19 protein-coding genes and 1 pseudogene are annotated in these 21,368 nt (G+C 42.1%); all 20 read left to right on the top strand.

The features are described from left to right. The first annotated feature begins 7 nt into the window (after nucleotides 1-7). The 20 genes and pseudogenes from wcaK to ACLJZ5_RS04225 all read left to right on the top strand — a co-directional run bounded on the left by wcaK (nucleotide 8) and on the right by ACLJZ5_RS04225 (nucleotide 21,365). On the top strand, nucleotides 8-1,288 hold the full coding sequence (gene wcaK, locus ACLJZ5_RS04320; RefSeq protein ID WP_024797746.1) for a colanic acid biosynthesis pyruvyl transferase WcaK: 1,281 nt from the start codon (nucleotides 8-10) through the stop codon (nucleotides 1,286-1,288). Beyond that, a complete protein-coding gene (wcaL, locus tag ACLJZ5_RS04315; RefSeq protein WP_024797747.1) occupies nucleotides 1,285-2,505 on the top strand; it encodes a colanic acid biosynthesis glycosyltransferase WcaL in 1,221 nt (406 codons plus the stop codon). Before wcaK ends, wcaL begins: the two co-directional genes overlap by 4 nt. 10 nt (nucleotides 2,506-2,515) lie before the next feature. After that, nucleotides 2,516-3,919 carry a colanic acid biosynthesis protein WcaM gene (gene wcaM / locus ACLJZ5_RS04310; RefSeq protein WP_024797748.1) on the top strand — a complete coding sequence of 468 codons (1,404 nt, stop codon included), beginning with the start codon at nucleotides 2,516-2,518 and terminating at the stop codon, nucleotides 3,917-3,919. 177 nt (nucleotides 3,920-4,096) lie between these two features. Then, complete coding sequence (gene galF, locus ACLJZ5_RS04305) at nucleotides 4,097-4,990, top strand: GalU regulator GalF (protein WP_000981469.1); 894 nt, start codon at nucleotides 4,097-4,099, stop codon at nucleotides 4,988-4,990. A gap of 376 nt (nucleotides 4,991-5,366) precedes the next feature. Continuing rightward, nucleotides 5,367-6,452 (top strand): dTDP-glucose 4,6-dehydratase, encoded by a 1,086-nt coding sequence (gene rfbB, locus ACLJZ5_RS04300; protein WP_000697846.1) that lies wholly within the window; start codon nucleotides 5,367-5,369, stop codon nucleotides 6,450-6,452. After that, the gene (gene rfbD, locus ACLJZ5_RS04295; protein ID WP_024797749.1) at nucleotides 6,452-7,351 is read left to right on the top strand and encodes a dTDP-4-dehydrorhamnose reductase; all 900 of its coding nucleotides are present in this window, start codon (nucleotides 6,452-6,454) and stop codon (nucleotides 7,349-7,351) included. Before rfbB ends, rfbD begins: the two co-directional genes overlap by 1 nt. 47 nt (nucleotides 7,352-7,398) lie before the next feature. After that, a complete protein-coding gene (rfbA, locus tag ACLJZ5_RS04290) occupies nucleotides 7,399-8,277 on the top strand; it encodes a glucose-1-phosphate thymidylyltransferase RfbA (protein WP_022630115.1) in 879 nt (292 codons plus the stop codon). After that, nucleotides 8,278-8,829, top strand: coding sequence for a dTDP-4-dehydrorhamnose 3,5-epimerase (gene rfbC / locus ACLJZ5_RS04285; protein WP_077914013.1), 552 nt, complete (start codon nucleotides 8,278-8,280; stop codon nucleotides 8,827-8,829). Between the two features lie 5 nt (nucleotides 8,830-8,834). Beyond that, a pseudogene (locus ACLJZ5_RS04280) lies at nucleotides 8,835-9,828 on the top strand (CDP-6-deoxy-delta-3,4-glucoseen reductase). After that, nucleotides 9,825-10,598, top strand: coding sequence for a glucose-1-phosphate cytidylyltransferase (gene rfbF, locus ACLJZ5_RS04275; protein WP_000648783.1), 774 nt, complete (start codon nucleotides 9,825-9,827; stop codon nucleotides 10,596-10,598). The pseudogene ACLJZ5_RS04280 and the gene rfbF overlap by 4 nt, the downstream one beginning before the upstream one ends. A gap of 4 nt (nucleotides 10,599-10,602) precedes the next feature. Continuing rightward, nucleotides 10,603-11,682, top strand: a complete 1,080-nt coding sequence (gene rfbG / locus ACLJZ5_RS04270; RefSeq protein ID WP_024797752.1) for a CDP-glucose 4,6-dehydratase — start codon at nucleotides 10,603-10,605, stop codon at nucleotides 11,680-11,682. 26 nt (nucleotides 11,683-11,708) lie between these two features. Then, on the top strand, nucleotides 11,709-13,022 hold the full coding sequence (rfbH, locus tag ACLJZ5_RS04265; RefSeq protein WP_000126351.1) for a lipopolysaccharide biosynthesis protein RfbH: 1,314 nt from the start codon (nucleotides 11,709-11,711) through the stop codon (nucleotides 13,020-13,022). A 13-nt stretch (nucleotides 13,023-13,035) separates the two neighbouring features. Beyond that, nucleotides 13,036-13,917, top strand: a complete 882-nt coding sequence (gene rfbJ / locus ACLJZ5_RS04260; protein ID WP_000887842.1) for a CDP-abequose synthase — start codon at nucleotides 13,036-13,038, stop codon at nucleotides 13,915-13,917. Further along, a complete protein-coding gene (locus tag ACLJZ5_RS04255; RefSeq protein ID WP_001079813.1) occupies nucleotides 13,917-15,257 on the top strand; it encodes a hypothetical protein in 1,341 nt (446 codons plus the stop codon). Before rfbJ ends, ACLJZ5_RS04255 begins: the two co-directional genes overlap by 1 nt. After that, on the top strand, nucleotides 15,250-16,212 hold the full coding sequence (locus ACLJZ5_RS04250) for a glycosyltransferase family 2 protein (RefSeq protein WP_000038916.1): 963 nt from the start codon (nucleotides 15,250-15,252) through the stop codon (nucleotides 16,210-16,212). The genes ACLJZ5_RS04255 and ACLJZ5_RS04250 overlap by 8 nt, the downstream gene beginning before the upstream one ends. Before the next feature lie 46 nt (nucleotides 16,213-16,258). Further along, entirely contained in the window at nucleotides 16,259-16,873 is a 615-nt protein-coding gene (locus tag ACLJZ5_RS04245) for an acyltransferase (protein ID WP_024797753.1), read from the top strand. Between the two features lies 1 nt (nucleotide 16,874). Further along, nucleotides 16,875-17,918 (top strand): glycosyltransferase family 2 protein, encoded by a 1,044-nt coding sequence (locus tag ACLJZ5_RS04240; protein WP_024797754.1) that lies wholly within the window; start codon nucleotides 16,875-16,877, stop codon nucleotides 17,916-17,918. 93 nt (nucleotides 17,919-18,011) lie between these two features. After that, nucleotides 18,012-19,211, top strand: coding sequence for an O-antigen polymerase (locus tag ACLJZ5_RS04235; RefSeq protein WP_024797755.1), 1,200 nt, complete (start codon nucleotides 18,012-18,014; stop codon nucleotides 19,209-19,211). After that, the gene (locus ACLJZ5_RS04230; protein WP_001060530.1) at nucleotides 19,211-20,221 is read left to right on the top strand and encodes a glycosyltransferase family 4 protein; all 1,011 of its coding nucleotides are present in this window, start codon (nucleotides 19,211-19,213) and stop codon (nucleotides 20,219-20,221) included. The genes ACLJZ5_RS04235 and ACLJZ5_RS04230 overlap by 1 nt, the downstream gene beginning before the upstream one ends. Further along, nucleotides 20,208-21,365 carry a glycosyltransferase family 4 protein gene (locus ACLJZ5_RS04225; RefSeq protein ID WP_000405025.1) on the top strand — a complete coding sequence of 386 codons (1,158 nt, stop codon included), beginning with the start codon at nucleotides 20,208-20,210 and terminating at the stop codon, nucleotides 21,363-21,365. The genes ACLJZ5_RS04230 and ACLJZ5_RS04225 overlap by 14 nt, the downstream gene beginning before the upstream one ends. Nucleotides 21,366-21,368 lie beyond the last annotated feature (3 nt).

Below are 21,368 nucleotides of genomic sequence, written 5' to 3'. Positions count from 1 at the left end.
GCTATTTATGAAATTATTAATTTTAGGCAACCACACATGCGGCAACCGTGGTGATAGCGCCATTATGCGCGGTTTGCTTGATGCCATCCGTCAACAGGCGCCAGAGGCGGAGATGGATGTGATGAGCCGTTTCCCGGTGAGTTCCGCCTGGTTGCAGGGGCGCCCGATTATTGCCGACCCGCTGTATCAGTTAAGCCAGAAACAGCAGGCGGCGGCAGGGCTTAACGGTCGGGTGAAAAAAGTATTACGCCGTCGTTTTCAGCATAAAATTTTATTGTCTAAAGTCGCCCAGGAAGGATCGCTGCGTAATTTTGCTATCGCGCCGGAATTTGCCGAATTCGCACAATTTATTGCGCAGTATGACGCCGTCATTCAGGTGGGCGGTTCAAACTATGTCGACTTATACGGTTTGACTCACTTTGAATATCCGCTGTGCGCGTTTATGGCGAACAAACCAATTTATATGGTGGGACATAGCGTCGGCCCTTTCCAGAACCCTGACTTTAACCAGCTCGCCAATTATGTTTTTGGGCGCACCAGTGCGCTGATCCTGCGTGAAACCGTCAGCCGCGATCTGATGACCGCCGCGCAGATCGATACCCGGAAAGTGGAGCAGGGGGTGGATACCGCCTGGTTAGTCGAACGCCGTCACGACGAGTTTGTTGCCAGTTATGCTGTCCAGCACTGGCTGGACGTCACCGCGCGCCACAAAACCGTCGCGATTACGTTGCGCGATCTGGAGCCGTTTGATAAACGCCTGGGCACCACTCAGCAGGCCTATGAGCAGGCATTTGCCCAGGTCGTGAATCGCCTGATTGCGGACGGTTATCAGGTACTGGCGCTGTCAACCTGCACCAGTATCGATCGCTATAACCGCGATGACCGGATGGTTGCGTTACGGATGGCGAAGTATGTAAACGACTCAGAGCATTTCCATATCGCGATGGACGAACTCAATGACGTGGAAATCGGAAAGATCCTCGCCTCCTGCGTACTGACCATCGGGACGCGCCTGCATTCCGCCATTATCTCCATGAATTTTGGCACGCCCGCTATCGCCATTAATTATGAACATAAATCCGCCGGGATTATGCAGCAGCTAGGCCTGGTGGAATTGGCCATCGATATCCGTCACTTGCTGAACGGTTCATTACAAAGCGTGGTGGCCGATACGCTCAATCAATTGCCTGCGCTAAAGGCAAAAGTGGCTAACGCCGTCACCGAGGAGCGGGCGAAAGGGTTCACGATGATCAAATCTGTTCTCGACAGAATTCGGGAGGCGCAATGAAAGTCAGCTTTTTTCTGTTGAAATTTCCACTCTCATCGGAAACCTTTGTGCTGAATCAGATTACTGCGTTTATTGATATGGGCCATGAGGTGGAGATTGTCGCGTTACAAAAAGGCGATACCCAACATACTCACGCCGCCTGGGAGAAGTATGGCCTGGCGGCGAAAACCCGCTGGTTACAGGATGAGCCCCAGGGACGGCTGGCGAAACTGCGCTACCGGGCATGTAAAACGCTGCCGGGGCTGCATCGGGCGGCGACCTGGAAAGCGCTCAATTTTACCCGCTATGGCGATGAATCACGCAATTTGATCCTTTCCGCGATTTGCGCGCAGGTGAGCCAGGCTTTTGTGGCGGATGTGTTCATCGCGCACTTTGGTCCGGCGGGCGTGACGGCGGCCAAACTACGCGAACTGGGCGTGCTTCGCGGCAAAATCGCGACTATTTTCCACGGGATTGATATCTCCAGCCGCGAAGTGCTCAGTCATTACACGCCGGAGTATCAGCAGTTGTTTCGTCGTGGCGATCTGATGCTGCCCATCAGCGATCTGTGGGCCGGTCGCCTGAAAAGTATGGGCTGTCCGCCGGAAAAGATTGCCGTTTCGCGCATGGGCGTCGACATGACGCGTTTTTCCCATCGTTCGGTGAAAGCGCCAGGGATGCCGCTGGAGATGATTTCCGTCGCGCGCCTGACCGAGAAAAAAGGCCTGCATGTGGCGATTGAAGCCTGTCGGCAACTGAAAGCACAGGGCGTGGCGTTTCGCTACCGCATTCTGGGGATTGGCCCGTGGGAACGTCGGCTGCGCACGCTCATCGAGCAGTATCAGCTAGAGGATGTCATTGAGATGCCGGGGTTTAAACCGAGCCATGAAGTGAAGGCGATGCTGGATGACGCCGATGTTTTTTTGCTGCCGTCGATTACCGGTACGGATGGCGATATGGAAGGTATTCCGGTAGCGCTGATGGAGGCGATGGCGGTAGGGATTCCCGTGGTGTCTACCGTGCATAGCGGTATTCCGGAACTGGTGGAGGCCGGCAAATCCGGCTGGCTGGTGCCGGAAAACGATGCGCAGGCGCTGGCGGCCCGACTCGCTGAGTTCAGCCGGATTGACCACGACACGCTGGAGTCGGTGATCACGCGCGCCCGTGAAAAAGTGGCGCAAGATTTTAATCAGCAGGCGATTAATCGCCAGTTAGCCAGCCTGCTACAAACGATATAAACGAGGTGGTATGCCCGCGACTAAATTCTCCCGACGTACCCTCCTGACGGCAGGTTCTGCGCTTGCTGTTCTTCCTTTTCTGCGCGCCTTGCCGGTACAGGCGCGTGAACCTCGCGAGACCGTCGATATTAAGGATTATCCGGCGGATGACGGTATCGCCTCGTTCAAACAGGCCTTCGCCGACGGACAGACCGTGGTCGTACCGCCAGGATGGGTGTGTGAAAATATCAATGCGGCGATAACGATTCCGGCGGGAAAAACGCTGCGGGTACAGGGCGCGGTGCGTGGGAATGGCCGGGGACGGTTTATTTTGCAGGACGGGTGTCAGGTGGTGGGGGAGCAGGGCGGCAGTCTGCACAATGTGACGCTGGATGTTCGCGGGTCGGACTGTGTGATTAAAGGCGTGGCGATGAGCGGCTTTGGCCCCGTCGCGCAAATTTTCATCGGTGGTAAGGAACCGCAGGTGATGCGTAATCTCATTATCGATGACATCACCGTTACCCACGCCAACTACGCCATTCTCCGCCAGGGATTTCATAACCAAATGGACGGCGCGAGGATTACGCATAGCCGCTTTAGCGATTTACAGGGGGACGCCATTGAGTGGAATGTCGCGATTCACGACCGCGACATCCTGATTTCCGATCATGTCATCGAACGCATTGATTGTACCAATGGCAAAATCAACTGGGGGATCGGCATCGGGCTGGCGGGTAGCACCTATGACAACAGTTATCCTGAAGATCAGGCAGTAAAAAACTTTGTGGTGGCCAATATTGCCGGATCTGATTGCCGACAACTGGTACACGTAGAAAATGGCAAACATTTCGTCATTCGCAATGTCAAAGCCAAAAACATCACGCCCGATTTCAGTAAAAATGCGGGTATTGATAACGCAACGATCGCCATTTATGGCTGTGATAATTTCGTCATTGATAATATTGATATGACGAATAGTGCCGGGATGCTCATCGGCTATGGCGTCGTTAAAGGAAAATACCTGTCAATTCCGCAAAACTTTAAATTAAACGCTATTCGGTTGGATAATCGCCAGGTTGCTTATAAATTACGCGGCATTCAAATTTCCTCCGGCAACACCCCCTCTTTTGTCGCCATCACCAATGTACGGATGACGCGTGCTACGCTGGAACTGCATAATCAACCGCAGCACCTCTTTCTGCGCAATATCAACGTGATGCAAACTTCAGCGATTGGCCCAGCGTTAAAAATGCATTTCGATTTGCGTAAAGATGTCCGTGGTCAATTTATGGCCCGCCAGGACACGCTGCTTTCCCTCGCTAATGTTCATGCCATCAATGAAAACGGGCAGAGTTCCGTGGATATCGACAGGATTAATCACCAAACCGTGAATGTCGAAGCAGTGAATTTTTCGCTGCCGAAGCGGGGAGGGTAAGTACCGCTATTTTTACGAAAATTCCTGGGAAAAAGTTGTTCATACTTAATGTTATGGTGCCGACTAAGACGTAATGTAGAGCGTGCCATCATTATCCCTGGCAGCAGAGTAATTCATGCTGGCGAAAACAAGCTAAAGAGCTATAATTCAGCAACCATTTTACAGGTGGAAGAAACAATGATGAATTTGAAAGCAGTTATACCGGTAGCGGGTTTGGGTATGCATATGTTGCCTGCCACCAAGGCAATCCCAAAAGAGATGCTACCGATCGTCGACAAGCCAATGATTCAGTACATTGTCGATGAGATTGTGGCTGCAGGGATCAAAGAAATCGTACTGGTGACTCACGCGTCCAAAAACGCCGTTGAGAACCACTTCGACACCTCTTATGAACTTGAATCACTTCTTGAACAGCGCGTTAAGCGTCAGCTCTTGGCGGAAGTGCAATCTATCTGCCCACCGGGCGTGACGATTATGAACGTTCGCCAGGCACAGCCGTTAGGGCTGGGGCACTCTATTCTGTGCGCGCGTCCGGTCGTGGGCGATAACCCTTTCATTGTGGTACTCCCGGATATTATTATTGATGATGCTACCGCCGATCCGCTGCGCTATAACCTTGCGGCGATGGTGGCGCGTTTCAATGAAACGGGTCGCAGCCAGGTGCTGGCGAAGCGCATGAAAGGTGATTTATCGGAGTATTCCGTTATCCAGACGAAAGAACCTCTGGATAATGAAGGCAAAGTCAGCCGGATTGTGGAGTTTATCGAAAAACCGGATCAGCCGCAGACGCTGGATTCCGATTTGATGGCGGTAGGCCGTTATGTGCTTTCAGCCGACATCTGGGCGGAACTGGAAAGAACCGAACCGGGCGCCTGGGGCCGCATCCAGCTCACCGATGCCATTGCTGAGCTGGCGAAAAAACAGTCGGTTGACGCGATGCTAATGACGGGTGACAGCTATGACTGCGGTAAAAAAATGGGCTACATGCAGGCATTTGTGAAGTACGGGCTGCGCAACCTGAAAGAAGGAGCGAAGTTCCGTAAGAGCATAGAGCAGCTTCTGCATGAATAAGTATTAACAACCGTGATAAATGGTTGGTGATAAACATAATAACGGCAGTGAACATTCGAAGCGGCAAGTTGGCTGAAACGAGTGTTGACTGCCGTTTTAGTTTTGTATAAAGGGCTTAAGTAACAAGGGGTTATCTGGAGCATTTTAATGCTGATTTTATAAGATTAATCCTTGTTTCCGGATGCAATTAATAAGACAATTAGCGTTTAAGTTTTAGTGAGCTTTGCCCTGCTGGGCGAGGTTTGTAACAAGTCGATATGTACGCAGTGCACTGGTAGCTGATGAGCCAGGGGCGGTAGCGTGTGTAACGACTTGAGCAATTAATTTTTATTGGCAAATTAAATACCACATTAAATACGCCTTATGGAATAGAAAAGTGAAGATACTTATTACTGGTGGGGCAGGTTTTATTGGATCAGCTGTTGTCCGCCATATTATTAAGAATACACAGGACACTGTAGTTAATATTGATAAATTAACCTACGCCGGTAATCTTGAATCCCTTTCTGATATTTCTGAAAGTAATCGCTACAATTTTGAACACGCGGATATTTGTGATTCCGCTGAAATAACGCGCATTTTTGAGCAGTACCAGCCGGACGCGGTGATGCATTTGGCTGCGGAAAGTCATGTGGACCGTTCGATTACCGGGCCGGCAGCATTTATTGAAACCAATATCGTCGGCACCTATGTACTTCTTGAAGTTGCGCGTAAATACTGGTCTGCGCTTGGCGAAGATAAAAAAAATAATTTTCGTTTTCATCATATTTCCACTGATGAAGTTTACGGCGATTTACCGCATCCTGATGAAGTTGAAAACAGCGTTACGCTGCCGTTATTTACTGAAACGACGGCATATGCGCCAAGTAGCCCCTATTCTGCGTCAAAAGCATCCAGCGATCATTTAGTCCGTGCCTGGCGGCGCACCTATGGTCTACCAACGATCGTTACCAATTGTTCTAATAACTATGGTCCTTATCACTTCCCTGAAAAACTGATTCCGTTGGTCATTTTGAACGCACTGGAAGGAAAGCCTTTGCCAATTTATGGCAAAGGGGATCAGATTCGCGATTGGCTATATGTAGAAGATCATGCTCGCGCGCTTCATATGGTAGTGACTGAAGGCAAGGCAGGGGAGACTTATAACATTGGTGGCCACAATGAGAAGAAAAATCTCGATGTGGTATTTACCATCTGTGATCTGCTGGATGAAATTGTACCCAAAGCGACTTCTTATCGTGAACAAATCACTTATGTCGCCGATCGTCCGGGCCATGATCGTCGTTATGCCATTGATGCAGGTAAAATTAGCCGCGAATTAGGCTGGAAACCGCTGGAGACCTTTGAAAGCGGTATTCGTAAAACAGTGGAATGGTACCTTGCAAATACTCAATGGGTAAACAATGTTAAAAGTGGGGCGTATCAGAGTTGGATAGAACAGAACTATGAAGGACGCCAGTAATGAATATCTTACTTTTTGGTAAGACAGGGCAAGTAGGCTGGGAGTTGCAACGTTCTCTGGCACCAGTAGGGAATCTGATTGCCCTGGATGTCCATTCAAAAGAGTTTTGCGGTGATTTTAGTAATCCGAAAGGCGTTGCCGAAACCGTTCGTAAGCTTCGTCCCGATGTGATTGTTAACGCAGCCGCACATACTGCAGTAGATAAAGCAGAGTCTGAACCAGAACTGGCGCAGTTACTTAACGCCACCAGTGTGGAAGCCATCGCTAAAGCGGCCAACGAAACTGGCGCATGGGTAGTGCATTATTCAACCGATTATGTATTTCCTGGTACCGGCGATATCCCATGGCAGGAAACGGACGCTACGTCGCCGCTGAATGTCTATGGCAAGACCAAACTGGCGGGAGAAAAGGCCCTGCAGGATAACTGCCCTAAGCATCTTATCTTCCGCACCAGTTGGGTTTATGCAGGTAAGGGCAATAATTTCGCAAAGACAATGCTTCGTCTGGCGAAAGAGCGTCAGACACTTTCAGTCATTAACGATCAGTACGGTGCGCCAACCGGTGCGGAATTACTGGCTGACTGCACGGCCCATGCGATCCGTGTGGCGTTAAATAAAGCAGAAGTCGCAGGTCTTTACCATCTGGTTGCCGGGGGAACCACAACCTGGCATGACTACGCGGCCTTAGTCTTTGACGAGGCGCGCAAAGCAGGGATAACGCTTGCGCTGACTGAGCTTAATGCTGTGCCGACCAGCGCCTACCCGACACCGGCGAGCAGACCAGGCAATTCGCGTCTCAATACTGAAAAGTTTCAGCGTAATTTTGGCCTTATTCTGCCGCAATGGGAATTAGGAGTTAAGCGCATGCTGACTGAAATGTTTACGACGACAACCATCTGATAAATTTAAATGCCCATCAGGGCATTTTCTATGAATGAGAAATGGAAATGAAAACGCGTAAGGGCATTATTTTAGCGGGGGGCTCCGGCACCCGTCTTTATCCGGTGACCATGGCGGTAAGTAAGCAATTGCTACCAATTTATGATAAACCGATGATTTACTATCCCCTTTCCACGCTTATGCTGGCAGGCATTCGGGATATCCTGATCATCAGTACGCCACAGGACACGCCGCGTTTTCAACAACTGCTGGGAGACGGCAGCCAGTGGGGGCTGAATCTTCAATATAAAGTACAGCCAAGCCCGGATGGCTTAGCACAGGCGTTTATTATTGGTGAAGAGTTCATTGGTCATGATGATTGTGCATTAGTGCTGGGTGACAATATCTTCTATGGTCATGATTTACCAAAGTTAATGGAAGCTGCCGTTAATAAAGAAAGTGGTGCTACCGTCTTTGCTTATCATGTAAACGATCCGGAGCGCTACGGTGTGGTTGAGTTTGACCAAAGTGGCACAGCCGTTAGTCTGGAGGAAAAACCGTTACAACCGAAGAGTAATTACGCGGTAACGGGGCTGTATTTTTATGATAATAGCGTGGTGGAGATGGCGAAAAATCTTAAGCCTTCCGCTCGCGGTGAGTTAGAAATCACGGATATTAACCGTATCTATATGGATCAGGGAAGATTGTCTGTCGCCATGATGGGGCGCGGTTATGCCTGGCTGGATACAGGGACGCATCAGAGTTTGATAGAGGCCAGTAATTTTATTGCAACCATCGAAGAACGCCAGGGGCTAAAAGTGTCCTGCCCGGAAGAGATCGCATTTCGTAAAAATTTTATAAATGCACAACAGGTTATAGAACTGGCTGGGCCATTATTAAAAAATGATTATGGCAAATATTTGCTGACGATGGTGAAAGGTTTATAAGTGATGATTGTGATTAAAACAGCAATACCAGATGTCTTGATCTTAGAGCCTAAAGTTTTTGGTGATGAGAGGGGATTCTTTTTTGAAAGTTATAACCAGCAGACCTTTGAAAAGTTGATTGGACGTAAAATTACATTTGTTCAAGATAATCATTCAAAATCCAAAAAGAACGTACTCAGAGGGCTGCATTTTCAGAGAGGAGCAAATGCACAGGGTAAGTTAGTTCGTTGTGCTGTCGGTGAGGTTTTTGATGTTGCGGTCGATATCCGAAAAGAGTCGCCTACTTTTGGTCAGTGGGTTGGCGTAAATCTGTCTGCTGAGAATAAGCGACAGCTTTGGATTCCAGAAGGTTTTGCTCATGGTTTTGTTACTCTCAGTGATTATGCAGAGTTTTTGTACAAAGCAACTAATTATTATTCACCTTCATCGGAAGGTAGCATTCTATGGAATGATGAGACAATAGGTATTGAATGGCCTTTTTCTCAGCTGCCTGAGCTTTCAGCAAAAGATGCTGCAGCACCTTTACTGCATCAAGCCTTGTTAACAGAGTAAGCATCGTGTCTCATATTATTAAGATTTTTCCATCAAATATTGAATTTTCCGGTAGAGAGGATGAATCAATCCTCGATGCTGCGCTATCGGCTGGCATCCATCTTGAACATAGCTGCAAAGCGGGTGATTGTGGTATCTGTGAGTCCGATTTGTTGGCGGGAGAAGTTGTTGACTCCAAAGGTAATATTTTTGGACAGGGTGATAAAATACTAACCTGCTGCTGTAAACCTAAAACCGCCCTTGAGCTAAATGCGCATTTTTTTCCTGAACTAGCTGGACAGACAAAAAAAATTGTCCCATGCAAGGTAAATAGTGCTGTACTGGTTTCAGGCGATGTTATGACTTTGAAGTTACGCACACCACCAACAGCAAAAATTGGCTTCCTTCCAGGGCAGTATATCAATTTACATTATAAAGGTGTAACTCGCAGTTATTCTATCGCTAATAGTGATGAGTCGAATGGTATTGAGTTGCATGTAAGGAATGTTCCCAATGGTCAGATGAGCTCGCTCATTTTTGGGGAGTTACACGAAAATACTCTTATGCGCATTGAAGGGCCTTGCGGAACATTTTTTATTCGTGAAAGTGACAGACCTATAATCTTCCTTGCAGGCGGTACTGGATTCGCTCCAGTTAAATCAATGGTTGAGCATCTCATTCAGGGGAAATGTCGTCGTGAGATCTACATTTACTGGGGAATGCAAGATAGTAAAGATTTTTACTCTGCATTACCGCAACAGTGGAGTGAACAGTACGACAACGTTCACTATATCCCTGTTGTTTCTGGTGATGACGCCGAATGGGGGGGGAGAAAGGGATTTGTCCATCATGCCGTGATGGATGATTTTGATTCTCTAGAGTTCTTCGATATATATGCATGTGGTTCACCTGTGATGATCGATGCCAGTAAAAAGGACTTTATGATGAAAAATCTCTCTGTAGAACATTTCTATTCTGATGCATTTACTGCATCTAAATAATATTGAGGGTAATTTATGAAAGCGGTCATCCTGGCTGGTGGACTTGGTACCAGACTAAGTGAAGAAACAATTGTAAAACCAAAACCGATGGTAGAAATTGGTGGCAAGCCTATTCTTTGGCACATTATGAAAATGTATTCTGTGCATGGTATCAAGGATTTTATTATCTGCTGTGGTTATAAAGGATATGTGATTAAAGAATATTTTGCGAACTACTTCCTTCACATGTCAGATGTAACATTCCATATGGCTGAAAACCGTATGGAAGTTCACCACAAACGTGTTGAACCATGGAATGTCACATTGGTTGATACGGGTGATTCTTCAATGACTGGTGGTCGTCTGAAACGTGTTGCTGAATACGTAAAAGATGACGAGGCTTTCCTGTTTACTTATGGAGATGGCGTTGCCGACCTTGATATCAAAGCGACTATCGATTTCCATAAGGCTCACGGTAAGAAAGCGACTTTAACAGCTACTTTTCCACCTGGACGCTTTGGCGCATTAGATATCCAAGCTGGTCAGGTCCGGTCATTCCAGGAAAAACCGAAAGGCGATGGGGCAATGATCAATGGTGGTTTCTTTGTGTTGAATCCATCGGTTATCGATCTCATTGATAACGATGCAACAACCTGGGAACAAGAGCCATTAATGACATTGGCACAACAGGGGGAGTTAATGGCTTTTGAACACCCAGGTTTCTGGCAGCCGATGGATACCCTACGTGATAAAGTTTACCTTGAAGGGCTGTGGGAAAAAGGTAAAGCTCCGTGGAAAACCTGGGAGTAAGTAGATGATTGATAAGAATTTTTGGCAAGGTAAACGTGTATTCGTTACCGGACATACTGGCTTTAAAGGAAGCTGGCTTTCGCTATGGCTGACTGAAATGGGTGCAATTGTAAAAGGCTATGCACTTGATGCGCCAACTGTTCCAAGTTTATTTGAGATAGTGCATCTTAATGATCTTATGGAATCTCATATTGGCGATATTCGTGATTTTGAAAAGCTGCGCAATTCTATTGCAGAATTTAAGCCAGAAATTGTTTTCCATATGGCAGCCCAGCCTTTAGTGCGCCTATCTTATGAACAGCCAATCGAAACATACTCAACAAATGTTATGGGTACTGTCCATTTGCTTGAAGCAGTTAAGCAAGTAGGTAACATAAAGGCAGTCGTAAATATCACCAGTGATAAGTGCTACGACAATCGTGAGTGGGTGTGGGGCTATCGTGAGAACGAACCCATGGGAGGGTACGATCCATACTCTAATAGTAAAGGTTGTGCAGAATTAGTCGCGTCTGCATTCCGGAACTCATTCTTCAATCCTGCAAATTATGAGCAACATGGCGTTGGTTTGGCGTCTGTGAGGGCTGGTAATGTCATAGGCGGAGGCGATTGGGCTAAAGACCGTTTAATTCCCGATATTCTGCGCTCATTTGAAAATAACCAGCAGGTTATTATTCGAAACCCATATTCTATCCGTCCATGGCAGCATGTACTGGAGCCTCTTTCTGGTTACATTGTGGTGGCGCAACGCTTATATACAGAAGGTGCTAAGTTTTCTGAAGGATGGAATTTCGGCCCGCGTGATGAAGATGCGAAGACGGTCGAATTTATTGTTGACAAGATGGTCACGCTTTGGGGTGATGATGCAAGCTGGTTACTGGATGGTGAGAATCATCCTCATGAGGCACATTATCTGAAACTGGATTGCTCTAAAGCAAATATGCAATTAGGATGGCATCCGCGTTGGGGATTGAATGAAACACTTGGTCGCATCGTAAAATGGCATAAAGCATGGATTCGCGGCGAAGATATGTTGATTTGTTCAAAGCGTGAAATCAGCGACTATATGTCTGCAACTACTCGTTAAGAAAATAAGTTTAAGGAATCAAAGTAATGACAGCAAATAACCTGCGTGAGCAAATTTCTCAGCTTGTCGCTCAGTATGCGAATGAGGCATTGAGCCCGAAACCTTTTGTTGCAGGTACAAGCGTTGTGCCTCCTTCCGGGAAGGTTATTGGTGCCAAAGAGTTACAATTGATGGTTGAGGCGTCTCTTGATGGATGGCTAACTACTGGTCGTTTCAATGATGCCTTTGAGAAAAAACTTGGGGAATTTATTGGGGTTCCTCATGTTTTAACGACTACATCTGGCTCTTCGGCAAACTTGCTGGCACTGACTGCGCTGACTTCCCCAAAATTAGGCGAGCGTGCTCTCAAACCTGGTGATGAGGTTATTACTGTCGCTGCTGGCTTCCCGACTACAGTAAACCCGGCGATCCAGAATGGTTTAATACCGGTATTCGTGGATGTTGATATCCCGACATATAATATCGATGCCTCTCTCATTGAAGCTGCAGTTACTGAGAAATCAAAAGCGATAATGATCGCTCATACACTCGGTAATGCATTTAACCTGAGTGAAGTTCGTCGGATTGCCGATAAATATAACTTATGGTTGATTGAAGACTGCTGTGATGCCCTTGGGACGACTTATGAAGGCCAGATGGTAGGTACCTTTGGTGACATCGGAACCGTTAGTTTTTATCCGGCTCACCATATCACAATGGGTGAAGGTGGTGCTGTATTCACCAGGTCAGGTGAACTGAAGAAAATTATTGAGTCGTTCCGTGACTGGGGCCGGGATTGTTATTGTGCGCCAGGATGCGATAACACCTGCGGTAAACGTTTTGGTCAGCAATTGGGGTCACTTCCTCAAGGCTATGATCACAAATATACTTATTCCCACCTCGGATATAATCTCAAAATCACGGACATGCAGGCAGCATGTGGTCTGGCTCAGTTAGAACGCGTGGAAGAGTTTGTAGAGCAGCGTAAAGCTAACTTTTCCTATTTGAAACAGGGTTTGCAATCTTGCACTGAATTCCTCGAATTACCAGAAGCAACAGAGAAATCAGACCCATCCTGGTTTGGCTTCCCTATCACCCTGAAAGAAACTAGCGGTGTTAACCGTGTCGAACTGGTGAAATTCCTTGATGAAGCAAAAATCGGTACACGTTTACTGTTTGCTGGAAATCTGATTCGCCAACCGTATTTTGCTAATGTGAAATATCGTGTAGTGGGTGAGTTGACAAATACCGACCGTATAATGAATCAAACGTTCTGGATTGGTATTTATCCAGGCTTGACTACAGAGCATTTAGATTATGTCGTAAGTAAGTTTGAAGAATTTTTTGGTTTAAATTTCTAATTTTTAGAATAGGATGCTTGATGTGAATAAGAAAATCCTAATGACTGGCGCTACTAGCTTTGTAGGTACCCATCTACTACATAGTCTCATAAAGGAAGGTTATAGTATTATTGCATTAAAGCGTCCTATAACCGAGCCAACGATTATCAATACCTTGATTGAATGGTTGAATATACAAGATATAGAAAAAATATGTCAATCATCTATGAATATTCATGCGATTGTCCATATTGCAACAGACTATGGTCGAAACAGAACCCCTATATCTGAACAATATAAATGTAATGTCCTATTACCAACAAGACTGCTTGAGTTAATGCCAGCGCTTAAAACTAAATTCTTTATTTCTACTGACTCTTTTTTTGGGAAATATGAGAAGCACTATGGATATATGCGTTCTTACATGGCATCTAAAAGACATTTTGTAGAACTATCAAAAATATACGTAGAGGAACATCCAGACGTTTGTTTTATAAATTTACGTTTAGAACATGTTTACGGTGAGAGGGATAAAGCAGGTAAAATAATCCCGTATATTATCAAAAAAATGAAAAACAATGAAGATATTGATTGTACGATCGCCAGGCAGAAAAGAGATTTTATTTATATAGACGATGTTGTTTCGGCCTATTTGAAAATTTTAAAGGAGGGTTTTAACGCTGGACACTATGATGTCGAGGTGGGGACTGGAAAATCGATAGAACTAAAAGAAGTGTTTGAGATAATAAAAAAAGAAACGCATAGTAGTAGTAAGATAAATTATGGTGCAGTTGCGATGCGTGATGATGAGATTATGGAGTCACATGCAAATACCTCTTTCTTGACTCAATTAGGTTGGAGTGCCGAGTTTTCTATTGAGAAGGGTGTGAAAAAAATGTTGAGTATGAAAGATTAATGAATCGTATTATTAGAATGTTAGGTGTAGATAAAGCAATTCGTTATGTTATTTTTGGTAAGATAATATCTGTATTAACGGGTTTGCTGTTAATAATGTTAATATCACACCATTTATCTAAAGACGCACAGGGCTATTATTATACATTTAATTCAGTAGTGGCACTACAGATAATATTTGAATTGGGGCTATCAACGGTAATCATTCAATTCGCTAGCCACGAAATGTCAGCGTTAAAATATGATTATTCTGAACGAGATATTATAGGTGAAAGTAAAAATAAGCAACGTTACCTATCGTTATTTCGGTTGGCAATAAAATGGTATGCAGTAATAGCTTTGCTAATAATATTAATAGTCGGTCCCATCGGGTATGTTTTTTTTACGCAAAAAGAAGGCTTAGGTGTACCTTGGCAAGGGGCATGGTTATTATTAACAATAGTTACAGCTTTTAATATTTTTCTTGTTTCTGTACTTTCTGTCGCTGAAGGGAGTGGGTTAATTACTGATGTGAATAAAATGAGAATGTATCAGTCGCTGTTAGCTGGTATATTGGCAGTAAGCTTACTTATTAGTGGCTTTGGACTATATGCTACGTCTGCAATAGCTATTTCAGGGACTATCATCTTCTCCATATTTTCATATAAGTATTTTAAAAAAATTTTCCTGCAATCTTTAAGGTATAAAAATAAATATACTGAAGGTGGTATTTCATGGGTTAATGAAATATTTCCTATGCAATGGCGAATTGCTCTAAGTTGGATGTCAGGGTATTTTATTTATTTTGTTATGACCCCCATTGCATTCAAATATTTCGGGGCTATATATGCAGGGCAGTTAGGGATGTCTTTAACATTATGCAATATGGTAATGGCTACGGGCCTGGCTTGGATATCCACTAAATATCCAAAATGGGGAGTAATGGTTTCCAACAAACAACTTGCGGAACTGAGTAAATCGTTCAAAAGTGCAGTAATGCAATCATCCTTTTTTGTCTTGACAGGGTTAACTGGTGTATACATTTCATTATGGTTATTGAAATTATCTGGTTCAAACATTGGCGAGCGGTTTTTGGGATTGCAGGATTTTTTCTTTTTATCTTTAGCAATTATTGGTAATCACATTGTAGCTTGCTTTGCAACCTATATAAGAGCGCATAAAACTGAAAAAATGACATTGGCATCATGTATAATGGCTCTCTTGACTATAACTACAATGTTGTTTGTTGCATATTTAGAGTACTCGAGGTTCTACATGTTAATGTATGCAGCACTAACGTGGTTATATTTTGTTCCTCAAACTTATATAATCTTTAAAAAATTCAAGAGTTCTTATGAGTAAAAAACCTCTTCTTACTATTGCTATTCCGACATATAACCGCTCTTCATGTTTGGCTCGTTTACTTGATAGTATAATTCAACAGGAGAACTATTGTCATGATGAACTCGAGGTTATTGTTTGTGATAATGCTTCAACAGATGAAACAGCAAGAATAGCCAAGAGTGGCTTAGATAAAATAAGAAATAGTACTTATCATCTAAATGAAGAAAACTTAGGAATGGATGGTAACTTCCAGAAATGTTTTGAGTTATCAAATGGAAAATATCTTTGGATGATTGGCGATGATGATCTAATAGTCAAAAATGGTATTTCGAAGGTTTTTTCGATATTAAAGTCCCGGCCTGCATTAGATATGGTGTATGTAAACTCAGCAGCAAAGACTGAGTTAAATTATAATGCTGATGTTAGGACGTCATTCTACACAAATGATGTAGATTTTATTTCAGACGTGAAAGTTATGTTCACGTTTATTTCTGGAATGATATGTAAGAAAACTGATGCAATTGTCAAAGCCGTTGGTATTTTCAGTCCGCAAACTACTGGAAAATATCTTATGCATTTAACATGGCAATTGCCATTACTTAAACAGGGTGGAGAGTTCGCAGTTATCCATAATAATATAATTGAGGCTGAGCCAGATAATTCAGGTGGATATCATTTATATAAGGTTTTTTCTAATAATCTTGCGACAATCTTTGATGTTTTTTATCCCAGAGAGCACCGTGTAAGTAAGAGAGTTCGCGCATCAGCATGTTTATTCTTACTTAACTTCATAGGCGATGAAGATAAAACCAAAAATTTTGCTACAAATAATTATTTAAGAGATTGCGATAGTGCATTTATAGATTTAATTATATATAAATATGGGCTTAGGTTTTTCTATCTATACCCTAAAACTGTGCCTTTATTTAGAAAAATAAAATATATTATAAAGACGGTTTTAATGCATAAATAAAAATTATTCAAGGTGGTTTGCTGAAAACGACTTATAGGACTATCTAATGCTTGTCTATATTTTAAGATTAAAACTAAATCTTATCATATCATTATTGAGTAAAGTTAGGCGGAAATTAAAAGCGAAGTTTCTTGTTCTGCTTAGCGGATATGATTTTAAAATGGTTGGGAAGAATTTTAAATTGAATGTCAAACCTTACTCTGCAAAAAATAACACCTCTTCCAAATGGGGTAGTATGCGGGTTGGTGATAACTGCTGGATTGAAGCTGTATATAATTATGGTGATGAAAAATTTGAACCTTATTTGTACATAGGTGATCGTATATGTTTAAGTGATAATGTTCATATTTCTTGCGTATCATGTTTAATTTTAGGAAACGATATATTAATTGGTAGCAAAGTTTATATAGGCGATCATAGCCATGGCAGTTATAAAGTATGCAGTCCGAAAATAGAACCGCCAGCAAATAAGCCATTAGGTGATATTGCTCCTATTAAAATAGGTAATTGCTGCTGGATTGGAGATAATGCAGTAATTCTGGCTGGTAGTGAAATTTGTGATGGCTGTGTAATCGCAGCTAATTCAGTCGTCAAGGATTTAAAAGTCGATAAGCCATGTTTAATTGGTGGGGTTCCTGCTAAAGTAATAAAGGTATTTTAAAATGAATGTTTTTATCAGTATTTGTATACCGTCTTATAATAGAGCTGAGTTTTTAGAGCCACTACTGGATAGCATATATAATCAAGATTATTGTTTAAAGAATAATGATTTTGAGGTCATTGTTTGTGAAGATAAATCTCCACAAAGAGATGAGATAAACTCTATTATCGAAAACTATAAAGCAAAAAATAATAAACATAATATTTATGTTAATTTCAATGAAGATAATTTAGGCTATGATAAAAATTTAAAAAAATGCATTAGTTTGACGACAGGTAAATATTGCATGATCATGGGCAACGATGATCTATTAGCAGATGGAGCGTTATCAAAAATAGTGAAAGTTTTGAAGGCTAATCCTGAAATTGTATTGGCTACGCGAGCGTATGGTTGGTTTAAGGAAAATCCGAATGAGTTATGTGATACTGTTCGTCATTTAACAGACGATACTTTATTTCAGCCGGGGGCTGATGCCATTAAATTTTTCTTCCGTAGAGTTGGAGTTATTTCAGGCTTTATTGTCAATGCTGAAAAAGCAAAAAAACTATCGAGTGATTTATTTGATGGGCGTTTATATTATCAAATGTACCTTGCTGGTATGCTAATGGCTGAAGGTCAGGGATACTATTTTAGCGACGTGATGACATTGTCGAGGGATACAGAGGCTCCTGACTTTGGTAACGCTGGAACTGAAAAAGGAGTTTTCACCCCGGGGGGGTATAAACCAGAGGGCCGTATACATATGGTTGAAGGCTTGTTGCTAATTGCAAAATATATAGAAGATACAACAAAAATTGATGGTGTTTATGCTGGAATTAGAAAAGACTTAGCGAACTATTTTTATCCTTATATTCGAGATCAACTCGACTTGCCTCTTTATACTTATATTAAAATGATAAATAAATTTCGGAAAATGGGATTTTCAAATGAAAAGCTTTTCTATGTGCATGCCTTTTTAGGGTATGTACTAAAACGGAGGGGCTATGATGCTTTAATTAAATACATTCGTAGCAAAAAAGGCGGTACTCCGCGTCTTGGTATTTAACCTCCACTTTCAAAAAATGTTATGAATATACTTCTTGCTGCGATATTAGGCGTTAACTTATTTTCTCCATATATTAGTTCGTGGATGGTGGGTATGCTGCCATTTCCACCAGGAGCAATCCTAAGGGATGTACTCAATGTATTTTTTGTGGCGTTAGTGCTAGTTCGATTTGTCATTGATAGGAAAAAAACTTATTTCCCGTTGGTTTTTACTATTTTTTCATGGTCGGCGGTAATACTATGGGTAATAGCGTTAACTATATTCTCACCGGATAAAATTCAAGCAATTATGGGGGGGCGGAGTTATATTTTATTCCCGGCAGTTTTCATAGCATTAGTGATTTTAAAAGTATCATACCCGCAATCCTTAAATATTGAAAAAATAGTTTGCTACATAATTTTTCTAATGTTTATGGTTGCGACAATATCTATTATTGATGTACTAATGAATGGAGAGTTCATTAAATTGCTCGGATATGATGAGCATTATGCAGGAGAACAATTAAACTTAATTAATAGCTATGATGGGATGGTCCGGGCTACAGGCGGTTTTAGTGATGCTCTCAATTTTGGATATATGCTCACATTAGGTGTTTTGTTATGTATGGAGTGTTTTTCCCAAGGATATAAAAGATTATTGATGCTTATTATTAGTTTTGTGCTATTTATAGCGATCTGCATGAGTCTTACTAGAGGAGCAATACTTGTTGCTGTGCTTATTTACGCACTTTATATAATTTCAAATCGGAAGATGCTTCTTTGTGGAATAACTTTATTTGTAATAATTATACCCGTTTTAGCAATTTCTACTAATATTTTTGACAACTATACAGAAATTTTGATCGGCAGGTTTACAGATTCGTCTCAGGCATCGCGTGGATCTACACAGGGACGGATAGATATGGCAATTAATTCATTAAACTTCCTGTCAGAACATCCATCAGGTATAGGTCTGGGTACTCAAGGTTCAGGAAACATGCTTTCGGTAAAAGATAATAGGTTAAATACGGATAATTATTTTTTCTGGATCGCCCTTGAGACTGGTATTATTGGCTTAATCATAAATATTATTTATCTGGCAAGTCAATTTTATTCTTCAACTTTACTAAATAGAATATATGGCAGTCATTGTAGCAATATGCACTATAGATTATATTTTCTCTTTGGAAGTATATATTTTATAAGTGCAGCGTTAAGTTCAGCACCTTCGTCATCAACTTTTTCTATATATTATTGGACAGTTTTAGCTTTGATTCCATTTTTAAAATTAACAAATAGACGGTGCACGCGATAATGAATAATAAAAAGGTTTTGATGGATATCAGTTGGTCTAATAAAGGGGGGATTGGACGTTTTACTGATGAAATTTCTAAACTACTATGTGATATATCTAAGGAGGAACTATATAGAAAATGTGCTTCTCCGCTGGCCCCATTAGGTTTAGCAGTCAATATTTTTCTGCGAAAGAAAACTGATGTGGTTTTTCTTCCTGGCTATATTCCACCACTTTTTTGTTCGAAAAAGTTCATAATAACAATACATGATCTAAATCATCTGGATTTAAATGATAATTCATCTCTTTTTAAGAGGTTATTTTATAATTTTATAATAAAGCGCGGTTGTAGAAAAGCATATAAAATATTTACAGTTTCGAATTTTTCAAAAGAAAGAATAGTAGCATGGTCAGGTGTAAACCCTAATAAAATAGTCACGGTATATAATGGGGTATCTAGTCTATTTAATGCCGATGTAAAACCATTGAATTTAGGCTATAAATATTTGCTATGTGTAGGAAACAGAAAAACTCATAAGAATGAGAAGTGTGTTATATCTGCCTTTGCCAAAGCAGATATTGATCCATCAATAAAACTCGTTTTTACTGGTAATCCTTGTAATGATTTAGAAAAACTAATAATACAACATGGTTTAAGTGAACGTGTAAAGTTCTTTGGGTTCGTGTCTGAAAAAGATTTACCATCGTTATATAAGGGCTCGTTAGGATTAGTTTTCCCTTCTTTATATGAAGGTTTTGGATTACCTGTAGTGGAGGGCATGGCCTGTGGTATTCCTGTATTAACTTCTCTAACTTCATCATTGCCAGAGGTGGCTGGAGATGCAGCGATTCTTGTCGACCCTCTTTCGGAAGATGCTATTACTAAAGGAATTTCGAGGTTAATTAATGATTCTGAACTTCGTAAGCATTTAATCCAAAAGGGGCTTTTGCGGGCAAAGAGGTTCAATTGGCAAAACGTGGTTAGTGAGATTGAAATGGTACTGACAGAGGCATGTGATGGAAATAAATGAAATAAAAATATCTCTCGTTCATGAGTGGTTATTAAGTTATGCAGGCTCCGAACAGGTATCATCTGCCATCCTGCATGTTTTTCCTGAAGCGAAGTTATATTCGGTGGTTGATTTTCTAACGGATGAACAAAGAAGACATTTTCTGGGGAAATATGCGACTACCACATTTATTCAAAATTTACCTAAAGCTAAAAAATTTTACCAGAAATATTTACCACTAATGCCACTGGCTATTGAACAACTTGATTTATCAGATGCTAATATCATCATTAGTAGCGCCCATTCCGTTGCAAAAGGTGTTATTTCCGGACCAGATCAGCTTCACATTAGCTATGTTCATTCTCCTATTCGATATGCGTGGGATTTACAGCATCAGTACCTTAATGAGTCTAACCTGAATAAAGGAATTAAAGGTTGGTTAGCAAAATGGCTTCTTCACAAAATACGAATTTGGGATTCTCGAACCGCAAATGGGGTTGATCATTTTATAGCTAATTCTCAATATATCGCGCGTAGAATTAAAAAAGTATACAGACGTGAGGCTTCAGTTATATATCCGCCTGTAGATGTGGATAATTTTGAAGTAAAAAATGAAAAGCAAGACTATTATTTCACAGCATCCCGTATGGTACCCTACAAACGTATTGATCTTATTGTCGAAGCCTTTAGTAAAATGCCGGAAAAGAAATTAGTAGTTATTGGTGATGGACCGGAGATGAAAAAAATAAAGAGCAAGGCTACAGACAATATAAAATTGCTCGGTTATCAATCTTTTCCTGTTTTAAAAGAGTATATGCAGAGCGCCAGGGCGTTTGTTTTTGCAGCGGAAGAGGACTTTGGAATAATACCTGTCGAAGCTCAAGCTTGCGGTACCCCTGTTATCGCCTTTGGGAAGGGTGGGGCCTTAGAAACCGTTCGCCCACTAGGTGTAGAGGAACCGACTGGCATTTTCTTCAAGGAACAGAATATTGCTTCTTTGCATGAAGCTGTTAGTGAATTTGAAAAAAATGCATCATTTTTTACATCTCAGGCTTGTAGAAAAAATGCAGAAAAATTTTCTCGATCAAGATTTGAACAAGAATTTAAGAACTTTGTTAATGAAAAGTGGAATCTTTTCAAAACAGAACAGATTATTAAACGTTAATTA

The sequence above is a fragment of the Salmonella sp. 5800 genome, from assembly GCF_046558195.1.
GTDB classification, from domain to species: Bacteria; Pseudomonadota; Gammaproteobacteria; order Enterobacterales; family Enterobacteriaceae; genus Salmonella; species Salmonella enterica.
This window is presented reverse-complemented; position numbering and strand designations above follow the sequence as displayed.